The following is a 12,586-nucleotide window of genomic DNA, read 5'->3' on the forward strand; positions in this document are numbered from 1 at the left end:
ATGGGATGAGGCCGGAACGGGGGGGTGCGTGCGTGGTCAGGTTGGATCGCCTGGTGAACGTGCTGGGCGGTTACGGGGTCCGGCTGGTCTGCTGCCCGGTCCCCCGAGCCACCGAGCTGCGCGGGGTGGTGATCCCCGAAGGACCGGCCGGCCGGGTCGTCGTCGGCGACGTCCTGCTGGCCGTGGGCGCCGGGTCCGTGGAGGAGGCGGTGCGCTGGGGGGTCGCGGCGAAGGCCGTCGTGGTGCTGGTACGGGCCGGGGAGGGCGACGCGTCCGCCGGGGAGGCGGAAGGCGTCGCGGTGATGGTGGTCGACTCGGAGGTCTCCTGGAGCGAGCTCGCCGGGGTCGTGTACGGGCTGGTGCTGGAGGGACGCGAGACCGAGTCCGGGCGTGGGCCGACCGACCTGTTCGCGCTGGCCGACAGCCTGGCGGACGCGGTCGACGGCGCGGTGACCATCGAGGACCGGCTGTCGCGCGTCCTGGCCTATTCGAGCCTCCAGCAGCACGCGGACCCCGCGCGCGTGGAGACGATCCTGGGACGGCAGGTCCCGGAGCGGTTGCGCGCGGAGTTCGAGGCACGTGGCGTGTTCGCGCACCTGGAGGTGTCGGACGAGCCGTTGTTCGTGGCCGCGGACGCGAAGTACGGGCTGACGGGCCGGATGGCGGTCGCGGCGCGGGCCGGGCGGGAACTGCTGGGATCGGTGTGGGTGGCGTGCGACGAGCCACTGGACGGCCCGCGGCGCCGGGCGCTGGTCGAGGGGGCGCGGACGGTGGCGCTGCATCTGCTGCGGTCGCGGGCCAGCGCGGACCTGGAGCGGCAGGTCGAATCCGACCTGGTGATCCGCCTGCTGGAGGGGACGGCCGACGCGGCGACCGTGGTCAGCAGGCTCGGGCTGCCACCGGGACCGGTGCGCGCGATCGCCGTCCGCCCGCGGATGGCGGCCGAGCGGCACGCCACGCGCCCGGATGACGACCACGCGGCGCTGCTGCTGGCGTTCGAGCGGGCGACGACGGGCTTCGGCTGGTCGCGGCCGGGGCGGAGCGCCCTGGCGGGGAACACCCTGTACACGCTGCTGCCCGGGGAGGGCGCCACCGCCGGACGGCGCTGGGTGGCCCAGTTGCGCGCCACGCTGCCGGCGCAGGTGACGGTGTCGGCCGGGATCAGCGCCACGGCGGCGACCCCCGACCTGCCCGCGGCCCGGCAGGAGGCCGACGAGTGCCTCGCCCTGCACGAGCGCCGCTCGCCGGACGCGGCGCCCCCCGCCTATGACGAGGCGTGGAACGACATCCTGCTGCAACGGCTGCGCACCGCCGCGCGTACCGGCCGCGTCCCGGCCCGGGGACCGGTGGCCGAGCTGCGGCGGTACGACGAGGAGCACGCGACGCGATACCTGCCGACGCTGCGGGCGTGGCTGGAGGCCCAGGGCGACCATGCGCAGGCGGCGGCGCGGCTCGGCGTGCACGAGAACACGGTGCGCAACCGGCTCCGCAAGATGGAGGCGGTGACCTCCCTCGATCTGCGGGACGCCCGCAAGCGCCTGGCCATGATGGTCGAGCTCGCCATCGCGGACGAGGGCGGGCCGCCGGAGGAGTAGAGATCCCACACCGGCAGGGTCCTCGATTGTGGGACTTCCACAGCCACGTTGGGCCGTGTCTGGACGACACTCGTTGAGTAGGGCATCGCTCGCGGTGAAGGTCGTGGAGGTCTCGGAATGGTCGGCGACGGACAGGCCGGCGGACGTACCGGCGGGGCGCCCCGTTCGGCCATCGTGGTCGGCGCGGGCGTCGTGGGCCTGTCGACCGCGTGGTTCCTCCAGGAGCACGGGGTCGAGGTGACCGTCGTCGACCGCACCGGCGTGGCCGCGGGCGCGTCTTGGGGCAACGCGGGCTGGCTCGCGCCTGGCCTGACCATCCCGCTGAACGAGCCCGCGACCCTGCGGTACGGGCTGCGCTCGATGCTGCGCCCCGCCGCTCCCCTGCACATCCCCTTGACCGCGGACCCCGGGCTGTGGAGGTTCCTGGCCCGGTTCGCGGCGCACTGCCGCAAGTCGGCCTGGACGCGGGCCGTCCAGGCCGGCCTCCAGCTCAACGCGGACGCGCTGGCCGCCTACGACACGATGACGGCCGGCGGCGTGCGCGCCACGACCGTCCAGGAACCGATCATCGCGGCGTTCCGCACGTCCGAGCAGGCCGGGGAGCTGCTGGCGGAGCTGTCCCGGATGCGGGAGGCCGGGCAGCCGGTCGAGTACGACGCGGTGCCGGAGCGGGACCTGCGCGAGCTCGCGCCGCTCGCCTCCCGGGAGGTGACCGCGGGCGTACGCATCGACGGGCAGCGCCGCCTCGACCCCGGGGCCTTCGTCAACGCCCTCGCCGACTCGGTCGCCGCCCGGGGCGGGCGCATCGACCGGATGGACGTCGTGGACGTCCGCGGTCACGACGGCCAGGGCCGGGCGCGGGTGCGCTCGCGCGAGGACACGGTGCTGAGCGCCGACGCCGTGGTGATCGCGACGGGGGCGTGGATCTCCCGGCTGCTGGCGCCGCTGGGCATGCGCGTGCCGGTACGGGCGGGACGCGGCTACTCCTTCACCGTGCCGGTCGACCGTCCCGTCCCCGCGCCGGTGTACCTGCCGGCCGAACGGGTGGCCTGCACGCCGTACCGGGGAGCGCTGCGCGTCGCGGGCACGATGGAGTTCCGCGGCCCGGACGCGCCGCTGGACCGGGCGCGGGTGGACGCGATCGTCGCGTCGGCCCGCCCGCTGCTGGACGGCGTGCGCTGGGACGAACGGCACGATCTGTGGGTGGGGCCGCGTCCGGTCACCCCGGACGGCCGTCCCCTGATCGGGGCGCTGCCCCGGCCGGGCGTCTACGTCGCGGGCGGCCACGGCATGTGGGGCGTCACGCAGGGCCCCGCCACGGGACGCCTGCTCGCCGAACAGATCGTCACCGGTGAGCGCCCACCGGCCCTGCACCTGCTGGAGCGCCTCCGCTGAGCGAGCGGTAAGCCGCGCCCAACACCCGCACACCCCCGGTCCATCCGGATCCGGGGGCGTTCCCGTACGTCTTTGATCCGAAGAGGAGGGCTCATGCCCGCATGGTTGACACCGGAGGCCGCCGACCGGCTGCGGAACGAGCTGGCGGCGCTGACCACCCCCGGCCGGACGCCGGACTCCGCTGAGGAGGACCTCACCTGGCGGCACGAACGCGAAACCCGCATCCAGCAGATCCGCGATCTGCTGGACGACGCGGTGATCGGCCAGGAGCCGCCGGACGACGGGGTGGCCAAGCCCGGAATGGTGCTCACGGTCCGATACGACGACACCGGTGACACCGAGACGTTCCTGCTCGGCATCCGCGGGGCCGAGAACGGCGACCTGGAGGTCTACTCCCCCGACTCGCCGCTGGGCGCCGCGCTGACCGGGGCGCGCCAGGGCGATCGGCGCACCTTCCACGTCCCCAGCGGCGCGGTCCTGTCGGTCACCCTGCTCAGTGCCGTGCCCTACGGGCGGCACCGGTCCGGGGAAGCTCCGAGGCCGGCTCGTTGACCCGCGCCAACATCGTGCGCGGCCTGCTGGCGGTGGCGGTGCTCGCCCTGTCGGTGCTCTTCGCGCTGACCGAGCCCGCCAGGCTGGGCCTCGACCTGCGCGGCGGCACGCAGATCGTGCTGGAGACGCAGGACACGCCACGCGCCAAGGCGGACGCGGCGTCCACCGATCGCGCCCGCGAGGTGCTGGAGCGCCGGGTCAACGCCCTGGGCGTGGCGGAGTCGTCGCTCACCCGTTCCGGTGAGCGGCGCATCATCGTGGAACTGCCCGACGTCCAGGATCCCGCCCGCGCCGCCGAGACGCTCGGCCGGACCGCCCAGCTCACCGCCCACCCCCTTCGCGCCCACGACGGCGGCGCGCCCCGCGCGGGGGAACGGGTCCTGCCGGACGAGCAGGGGCGGCCGGTGCTGCTCGGCCCGGCCGCCCTCACCGGCGACGGCATCGGTTCGGCCGACGCCGGATCGGACCCGCAGGACCTGGCGGGCTGGTACGTCACCGTGAAGTTCCGCGGCGACGGCGGCCGCGCCTGGGAGCGGCTCACCGCACGCGCCGCCTGCGCCTCGGGGGACGAACGGCGCATCGCCTTCGTCCTCGACGACCAGGTCATCTCGTCCCCGCAGGTCGCGGAGGACGTGCCGTGCCGGGTCGGGATCACGGGCGGCAGCACCCGGATCACCGGGGACTTCACCGCCGCGCGGGCGCGCGATCTGGCCGCGCTCATCCAGGGCGGCTCGCTGCCCGTCCCGGTGAAGATCATCGAGCAGCGGGTGGTGGGCCCCACGCTCGGCGCGGAGGCGATCGAGGCGAGCTGGCGGGCAGCGGTCATCGGCGTCGCGCTGACCGGCCTGTTCATCGTCGCCGTGTACCGGCTGGCGGGACTGCTCGCCACCGTCGCCCTGGCCTGCTACGCGCTGATCTCGTACGCGGCGCTGGTCATGCTGGGCGCCACGCTGACGCTTCCGGGGCTGGCCGGGTTCGTCCTGGCCGTCGGCATGGCGATCGACGCCAACGTGCTGGCGTTCGAGCGGGCACGGGAGGAGTACCGGGCGCGGCCACGCCGCGGCGTGCGCGCGGCCCTGGTCACCGGGTTCGACAGGGCATGGTCGGCGATCGCCGACTCCAACGTCACGACCCTGCTGGCCGCCGCGCTGCTGTTCTTCCTGGCCTCCGGGCCGGTGCGCGGCTTCGGCGTCACGCTGACCATCGGCGTCATCGCCTCGATGATCTCGGCCATGGTGCTCGGCCGCGCCCTCACCGAGACCGTCATCGGCCGCCGTGCCGTGGCGCGCCGTCTCGCGGCGACCGGACTGGGCGGGCCCGGACGGCTGCGCGCCTGGCTGGACCGCCGCGACCCCGACCTGATGCGCCACCGGCGGCTCTGGCTGGCGATCTCCGCGCTGGTCGCGGTGACGGCGGTCTCCGGGATCGCCGTGCGCGGCCTGGACCTCGGAGTGGAGTTCACCGGCGGGCGGCTGGTGGAGTACTCGACCAGCCGTCCGGTCGACATCGACGACGCCCGCGCCGCGGTGTCCTCGGCCGGGTTCCCGCGGGCGGTGGTGCAGACCTCCGGCACCGCCGAGATCACGGTGCGCACCCAGGAGCTCACCAACGCCGAGGAGAGACGCATCCACGACGCGCTGTCCGGACCGGGCGGCACGGTCACCAAGCAGCGCGATGAGCTGATCGGCCCCACCCTCGGCGCCGACCTGCGCCGCCAGGCGGTGATCGCCCTGGCCGTGGCGCTCGCGGCGCAGCTCGCCTACCTGGCGATCCGGTTCCGCTGGACGTACGCGGCGGGCGCGGTGCTGGCGATGCTGCACGACATCGCCATCGTCACCGGCGTGTTCGCCTGGCTCGGCAAGCCGATCGACGGGATCATTTTGGCCGCGCTGCTGACGATCATCGGGTACTCGGTGAACGACTCGGTCGTCGTGTTCGACCGCGTCCGGGAGCTGCGACGGGCCGATCCCGCGGCGCCGTTCGCCCGGATCGCCGGGCGCGGCGCGCTCCAGACCGCTCCGCGCACCGTCAACACCGGCATGGGCGCGCTCTTCATCCTGACGGCGCTGGCCGTGCTGGGCGGCGACTCGCTCACCGACTTCGCCGTGGCCCTGCTGATCGGCATCGTCGTCGGCACGTATTCCAGCGTCTTCACCGCGACCCCGCTGGCGGTCGTCCTCCAGAACCGGGCCTCACGCCATCGGCCAGGGCCGGGAGGGGACGTCCCGGAGCCCGCCCCGCGGGCCTCTACCCGCCTTGCCGGCGGACCATCTCGGTGATCCAGATGGGTGCGTACGGGGACGTGCAGCCCGGGGGCGTCGGGTAGTCCTTGAGCACTTCCAGGCGCTCGCCGATGTCCATCGCGCGGGCGCGGTGCCCGGCATGCTCGATGCCGATCCGCGCCAGGCAGTGGTTCATCGCCCATTGCAGGCGCTCCGGGGCGTCCTTCATCTCCGCCTCGATGACGTCGAGCAGCCCCGCCAGGTCGAGGCCCTCGGGCTTCTTCGCCACGCGTTCGGTGGTCAGCGCCCAGCCGGCGCTCGCGACCGCCGGGTCCGGATCGGCGAGCCACGCCACGCGCAGCTCTTCGGCGTGCCGGTTCTTCTTCACCACGTAGTTCACGAGCCAGTCGTGCACCTTGGGCGCGCGCGCCTGGCGCAGCATGGCGTCCAGCTCGTCCCGCTCGAACGCCTTCGGACGGCAGATCAGGATCGCGAGCAGCCGCGCGGCGGTGTCCTCGGTCTCCCACAGCCGGCGCGCCAGGTCCGGCTGCGTCTTCAGCCGCTTGGCGAGCGCCCGCAGCTTGCCGAGGTTCACACCGTGGTCGTCGCCGTGCTTCTCGTTCACCGCGCGGACCTTCGGGTCCTCCAGCGCGGCCAGCTCGGCCATCACCTCGGCGACCGTCGTCTCGGTCAACGTCGTCTCGGCCATCCCAGCCTCCCATCCGTCGCCCGGAGGCAGCAGAGTACGACGAAGGCCCCTCCCCTGTCGCCCGGTAGGCCCTTCGCCGCGGAGTGGACGGCCTACGGGCGGGCGGCGGCGGTGGTTTCGAGTTCGCGGCTGAGGCGGTGCAGGCGCAGGGCCAGTTGCACTTCCAGGGTGCGGTCCGGGCTGTTCCAATCCACGCCCAGGAGGCGTTTCACGCGGTCGAGGCGCTGGGTGACGGTGTTGGGGTGGATGTGCAGCCTCTTGGCGCTGGCGGCGAGGCTCTGCCCGGTCGCGAAGTACGTTTCGAGGGTCTCCACCAGCATGGTCGAGCGCTGCCGGTCGTGCCGGATGACCGGGCCCAGCGTCCGGGTGACGAACTCGGAGGCGGACGCGCCGCCGCTCAGCAGCAGCCCCGCGTACCCGAGGTCGGCGGCGGTGGCGGCGGTGCCCACCCGTTCCAGCCTGAGGAGGGCGTGCGCGCAGGCCAGCGCCTCCTCGTAGGCGGCGGGCAGGTCGGCGGGGTCGTCGACGGGTCCCGCGGCGCCGACGGTGACCGGCGCCCCCAGGCGCGTGGTCATCGAGCGCGCGATCCGGCGGCCCGTCATGGACGGGTCGTCCGAGGGGACGACCGGCACCGCCCGGCCGTCCCGTACCGTGCTGAGGCCGTCGCCGGCGGCCGCGAGGTCGGCGGCGGCCGAGGCGAGGCTCCGCCGGTTCTCCGGCCGGACGTGCGCGACGACGACGGCGTGCCGCCGCCGCGGCCGGTAGCCGATCCGCAGGGCGCGCTCGGCCAGCGAGGAGTACGTGCCGGGGTTGGGCATGAGGAGGTCGTCGAGCAGCTCGCCGCGCACCCTGGCCTCCGCGGCGGCGAGGTTGCGGCGGAACAGCTGGAGGAGGGACGCGACGACGGCCGCCCGTTCCAGCAGCCGCCTGTCCAGGTCGCCGACCTCGCTGGACGTGGCGGGCGGCGCCCAGACCAGGGTGCCCAGTGTCTCGGTGCCGGCCGCGAGGCCGGTGACCCAGTGCGTCCCGTCGTGGACGCCGCCGACCGATCCGCCGGAGTCCACCGCCGCGACGGACATGTCCTTCAGGGCCTCCTCGGACGCCCCGGGCGTCCAGGCGACGGGCGTCTCGAACTCGTCGAAGACGGCGAGGGCGCCGCCGAGCCGGTCGCTCACGGCGGTCACGACCTCCTGGAGGCCGCCGCCGCGCAGCACGATGTCCATGCTCTGGTCGTGCGCCGCGACCGCCCGGTCCTGGTCGGCCGTGCGCTGGAGGAGGTCCTCGTTCTCCCGCCGCAGCGCCGCCAGCGCCCGGTCGCGCTCCTGCCTCGACCGCGCCCGCTCGATGGCCGCCGCCGCGAGCTCGGCGAACGACCCCAGGAGCGCGATGGCGTCGTGGGAGAACCGGCCCGGTGTGCGGTTCGAGGCGAAGAGCACCCCGATGACCTTGCCGTTGCGCAGCGGCACGCCGACGATCGACACCTGCCGCTCCGCCCTGACCGACGCGTCGACCACCGGATCGTGCGTCAGCCGCTCGTCCTGGAAGTAGTCGGGCGTCCAGAACGGCGTTCCCGTCGCGGCGACCCTGCCCCCGATGCCGACCCCGAACGGGATCCGGACGTCCTTCCACGCCGAGGACGTCGCGCCGACCATCACCCGCATGCGGGTCGCCCGGTCCTCGTCGTCGTTCAGGCTGAGATAGGCCATGTCGCAGCCGAGCAGCCGCTGCGCCTGCCCGACGATCAGGGTCAGGACGGCGTCGGGGTCGTCGCGGTCCTCCGCGAGCTCCTTCGCGCACTCGACCAGCGCGCGCTGCTGCTCATGGCGGGCACGCTGCTTCTCCAGCGTGTCGTGGAGCTGGAGCGCGAGCGTGTGCTCGGCCTGCAACTCCTCCGCCTCCTCGGGTGAGGCGGCTTCCGCGACCGCGTCGCGGAGGACCTCGTCGTAGAGGGGGAGCGGCGCCCCCTCAACGAGAAGCCGGAGAAAACTGCGCCCGTTCACAAACCCCTCGCTCCTGCCAACGCGGGCTCGTCGCCCCCCGCCAGCAATGACTAAGCGCATAGTCACTGGTTAGGATGCTCCTGTCAAGGCTCATCGCGAGCGGCGGCATCCTCACCGTGCCTCCGTCTCAAGGAAGGCGCATCGGGCTCACAAGGGAGGCGAGGGTCGCGGATGGCCAGACGGCAGGCCCGGTTCACCCCGCGGGAGCTGGCGGTGGACCCCCGGCTTCAGGACCACTCCCCCGAGCTGTGGAGGGAGGATCTCGGCACCGTGCAGCGGGGGCTGCTGACGTCGGCCGTGCGGTGCTTCGCCGCCAACGGCTTCCACGCCACGACCACCCGCGACATCGCCGAGGGCGTGGGCCTCAGCCCGGCGGCGCTCTACGTCCACTTCCCGTCGAAGGAACTGGTCCTGTACGAGATCGTCCGGGCCGGTCACGAACGGGTGCTGAGGTACGTGCAGGGCCCGTCCGTCCTGGCCCCCGGCATCGACGCCCCGGCGGACCGGCTGCGCGCCATCGTCGCGGGCTACACCGCGTGGCACGCGCGCCACCACGTGGCGGCGCGCGTCTGCCAGATGGAGCTCGCCGCGCTCACCTCCGAGCACTACGACGAGGTGCTGGCGCTGCGCCACGAGACCAACGACTTCTTCCGCGACGCCGTGGCCCACGGGGTCGCCGACGGGTCGTTCGCGCGCATCGACGTCAAACGGGTGACCCGCGCGATGCTGTCGCTGAGCATCGACCTCGTCCGCTGGTACCGGCTCGACGGCCCCGACTCGCCGGAGCGGCTCGGCGCGTTCTACGCCGACCTCGCGCTCAAGATGGTCTCCCGCGACGCGCCCGGGCCCGGTCGCTGAACGGCAACCACAGGACGACGGCGAAGAGTGGCCCCCACCACGTAGCCGCGCCCGTCCCGGTCGAGCAGCGTGGCGTCCACCACGGGCTTGATCCATGAGTCCGGTGTCCCACCCTGGGAGCTGCACATGCCGACGCTTCGCAGATCATCCGTCGTCTCGGCCTTGCTCGGGTCGCTCCTCGCGGTCCCTCTGGTCACCGCCGTCCCGCCCGCGCACGCCGACTCCCGTTGCGCCCACCCGCACAAGGTCCGCGTCCCGGGCGCCGAGCGGCAGGTCGCCGCCTGCCTGGACGACCTCACCACCGCCGGCACGGTCGCCTCCGGGCACACCGATCGCAGCCATTGGGACGGGCTGCACGCCGCCGGCACGCGGAACCCCAGCGGCGTCCCGGGTGTCCAGATCGACGGCTACTTTCCCGACACCTCCACGTTCAACACCACCCACGGCTGGAACCACGACTCCCAGTTCGTGATCCGGCTGCCGAAGCGCTGGAACGGCGGGCTGGTGGTCTCGGGCGCGCCGGGGAACCGCCGCCAGTACGCCAACGACGCGACCATCTCCGACTGGGTCCTGGCCAAGGGCTACGCGTTCGCGTCCACCGACAAGGGCAACAACGGCGCCGAGTTCTTCAAGGACGGCAGGCGCCCTGGTGACGCCATCCTGGAGTGGTACCACCGGATGACCCAGCTCACCGTCGCCGCCAAGGCCACCGTCGCCCGCCACTACGGCAGGTCCCCGCGCAGGACGTACGCGGCGGGCATCTCCAACGGCGGCCAGCTGGTGCGCTGGGCCCTGGAGAACCATCCCGGGCTGTACGACGGGGGCGTCGACTCCGAAGGCACGCTCTGGCCGCGCCACGGCGCGTCGAACGCGCTGGTCTACCTGCCCGTGGCGCTGCGCAACTACCCCAGGTACAAGGCGACCGGCGATCCGGCGGCGCACAAGGCGATGATCAAGGCGGGTTTCGCGCCGGGGTCGGAGTTCCTGTGGGACTTCAACTACCAGATCATCTGGGACGGCACGCAGCGCATCTACCGTGAGGAGATCGACCCGGCCTACGACGGCGACCTGGAGGCGGGCATCCCGTTCTGCGAGAGCGGCACGCCGAACTGCGACGCCGACTACGACTACCACTCGCGTCCCAAGAGCGTGCATCAGGCCGTGAAGCGCGCGTCCATGTCGGGCCGCATCGGCAAGCCGCTGATCACGGTGCAGGGGACGCTGGACGCCCTGCTGCCGATCACGGTCCATGGGGACGCCTACGCCGCGATGATCCGTTCACAGGGGGCGGGGGCACGGCACCGCTACTACCGCATCGAAGGGGCGTCGCACCTGGACCTGGAGTACGACATGTTCCCCGACAGGATGCGGCCGTTGCTGCCCTGCATGCGGACCGCCTTCGAGGCCCTCGAACGCTGGACGGCACCGGGCGGCGGCCAGGCGCCGCCGCGCAGCGCCACCATCCCGCGCCAGACCTCGGGTGACGTGGTGAACAGCTGCTCCCTCGGCTGACCCGGCCGGTACGACTCCCTCGACGACGCGGGCGGCGTGCCCGGCGCCAGGTGATGGTCGCCGGGCACGCCGCCGTCAGTGGCGCGTATCCCCGGCCGAAGCGGTCAGATTCTGACCGCTTCCCCTGCGACCCTGGTCGTGACCGAGACGCTCGGGAGAAAGGGGTCACGATGCCTGGTGATCGGCCGAGGGGCGAGGCGCGGTGACCGTCCTGGACGCACGGGCGCTCAACCGCGCGACGCTCGCCCGGCAGTTGCTCCTCGACCGCGCCGGCCTGCCGGTCCTCGACGCCGTCGCGCACCTCGGCGGGCTCCAGGCGCAGGAGCCGCAGGAACCGTTCGTGGGACTCTGGTCGCGGCTGCGCGCCTTCGACCCGTCCGCGCTGTCCGACCTGCTGGTCGAGCGGCGCGTGGTGCGGACCCACCTCATGCGGCGCACCGTCCACCTGGTCACCGCCGAGGACGTCCTGGCCTGGCGGTCACGGCACGACGCCATGCTGCGGCAGCGCGTGCTCGGGGTCTACCGGCGCGAACTCGCCGGGGTGGACCTCGACGAGCTCGCGGCGGCCGGACGCGCGCTCGTGGCCGACGGCGAGCCACGCTCCCTGGGCGAACTCGCGCGGGAGCTCGCCGGCCGCCGGCCGGAGCCGGGGCCGCGCGCCCTCGGCGAGATGCTGCTCGCCCTCGTCCCGATGGCGCAGGCGCCGCCGCGCGGGCTGTGGCGCACGAGCGCGGGCGTGCGCAACGTCGCGATCTCCTGCTGGCTGGGGCGCGAGGCCGACCCACTGGCGCAGGACGGCTCCGACCCGGTCGGCCAGGCGCTGGTCCGGCGCTATCTGGCGGCGTACGGCCCCGCCGCGTCGGCCGACCTGCGCGCCTGGTGCGGACTCGCGGGGCTGCCGGCCGCGGTCGCCGCCGTACGAGGGGAACTGGTCACCTTCAAGGACGAGCGGGGCAGGGAGCTGCTGGACCTCCCGGACGCGCCCCGCCCCGACCCGGACACACCCGCCCCCGTGCGGTTCCTGCCGGCGTTCGACAACGCGATCCTCGGCTACCACGACCGCGGCCGGATCATCGATGACGCCCACCGCGGCCTGTCGGTCGCCGGGGCCCGCGTCGTCCTGGTCGACGGCCGGGTCGCCGCGACCTGGACGGTCGAGGCCGGCACCGTCGTGGTCGCCCCGCTGCGCCGCCTCTCCCGGGCCGACCGCGCCGCCGTGGAAGAGGAGGGACGGGCGCTCGCGTCGTTCCTCTCCGACGGGGAGAGCGACCGCCTGCGAATCGACGCGTCCCCCCACTGAGCGGCGAGCATCCGCCGGGCATTGTTCGGAAGGCATCGCCTTAGAGCCGCCCAAGGAATGGGCAAGTCCCCCCGGGATCCACTACCGGCGCAAGGTCATCATGGACGACAGCGACGACGACCGCTGGAAGAACGCCGGGACCTGCGACCCGAAGACCGGGCGGATCTACCGGACCTTCGAGGGCACCTTCAACGGCGTCAACGCGCTGTTCGCACGCGGCGACAAGTTCCGTGAGGCCGCCAACAACAACGTCAGCAACGAGTACTACATCAAGACCCGGTGCGGGAACGTCTCCATGGACAGGCCGTACGGACCGGGCGGGCGTTTCCCAGGGCACCTCACCAGCGCCGAACTGCGCCCGGAACTCCTGCCGAAGGCCGCCTACCGCTTCCCAAGGGCTCGGCCTACCCGGACTCGTTCATCATCGGCGACCCGCATCTGAA

The 12,586-nt window shown here is 73.6% G+C and carries 10 protein-coding genes; 8 read left to right on the plus strand and 2 right to left on the minus strand.

Annotated elements, in window-relative coordinates:
* The first annotated feature begins 32 nt into the window (after positions 1 to 32).
* From ACGWYJ_RS21080 to secD, 4 genes are all read left to right on the plus strand, one after another.
* On the plus strand, positions 33 to 1,595 hold the full coding sequence (locus ACGWYJ_RS21080; RefSeq protein WP_395107918.1) for a PucR family transcriptional regulator: 1,563 nt from the start codon (positions 33 to 35) through the stop codon (positions 1,593 to 1,595).
* Positions 1,596 to 1,712: 117 nt separating this feature from the next.
* Positions 1,713 to 2,990 (plus strand): FAD-binding oxidoreductase, encoded by a 1,278-nt coding sequence (locus ACGWYJ_RS21085; protein WP_285697319.1) that lies wholly within the window; start codon positions 1,713 to 1,715, stop codon positions 2,988 to 2,990.
* 93 nt (positions 2,991 to 3,083) lie between these two features.
* Entirely contained in the window at positions 3,084 to 3,542 is a 459-nt protein-coding gene (locus tag ACGWYJ_RS21090; protein WP_395107919.1) for a GreA/GreB family elongation factor, read from the plus strand.
* Positions 3,539 to 5,821, plus strand: coding sequence for a protein translocase subunit SecD (gene secD, locus ACGWYJ_RS21095; protein WP_395107921.1), 2,283 nt, complete (start codon positions 3,539 to 3,541; stop codon positions 5,819 to 5,821). Before ACGWYJ_RS21090 ends, secD begins: the two co-directional genes overlap by 4 nt.
* Here secD and ACGWYJ_RS21100 read toward each other — a convergent pair.
* Positions 5,790 to 6,473: a DNA alkylation repair protein gene (locus ACGWYJ_RS21100; protein ID WP_395107922.1), complete on the minus strand. Its 684-nt coding sequence runs from the start codon at positions 6,471 to 6,473 to the stop codon at positions 5,790 to 5,792. The genes secD and ACGWYJ_RS21100 overlap by 32 nt on opposite strands.
* Before the next feature lie 92 nt (positions 6,474 to 6,565).
* Positions 6,566 to 8,473, minus strand: coding sequence for a helix-turn-helix domain-containing protein (locus tag ACGWYJ_RS21105; protein ID WP_395107923.1), 1,908 nt, complete (start codon positions 8,471 to 8,473; stop codon positions 6,566 to 6,568).
* A 171-nt stretch (positions 8,474 to 8,644) separates the two neighbouring features.
* Between ACGWYJ_RS21105 and ACGWYJ_RS21110 the strand changes: the two genes are divergently transcribed.
* The 4 genes from ACGWYJ_RS21110 (at position 8,645) to ACGWYJ_RS21125 (ending at position 12,585) form a co-directional block, all read left to right on the plus strand.
* Positions 8,645 to 9,331 carry a TetR/AcrR family transcriptional regulator gene (locus ACGWYJ_RS21110; RefSeq protein WP_395107925.1) on the plus strand — a complete coding sequence of 229 codons (687 nt, stop codon included), beginning with the start codon at positions 8,645 to 8,647 and terminating at the stop codon, positions 9,329 to 9,331.
* A gap of 126 nt (positions 9,332 to 9,457) precedes the next feature.
* Entirely contained in the window at positions 9,458 to 10,843 is a 1,386-nt protein-coding gene (locus ACGWYJ_RS21115; protein WP_395107926.1) for a tannase/feruloyl esterase family alpha/beta hydrolase, read from the plus strand.
* A 202-nt stretch (positions 10,844 to 11,045) separates the two neighbouring features.
* Complete coding sequence (locus ACGWYJ_RS21120) at positions 11,046 to 12,143, plus strand: winged helix DNA-binding domain-containing protein (RefSeq protein ID WP_395107928.1); 1,098 nt, start codon at positions 11,046 to 11,048, stop codon at positions 12,141 to 12,143.
* 100 nt (positions 12,144 to 12,243) lie between these two features.
* Complete coding sequence (locus ACGWYJ_RS21125; protein WP_395107929.1) at positions 12,244 to 12,585, plus strand: hypothetical protein; 342 nt, start codon at positions 12,244 to 12,246, stop codon at positions 12,583 to 12,585.
* The last annotated feature ends 1 nt before the right edge of the window (position 12,586 follow it).

Origin of the sequence: Actinomadura sp. SCN-SB (genome assembly GCF_043906805.1) — a bacterium.
Classification (GTDB): domain Bacteria; phylum Actinomycetota; class Actinomycetes; order Streptosporangiales; family Streptosporangiaceae; genus Spirillospora.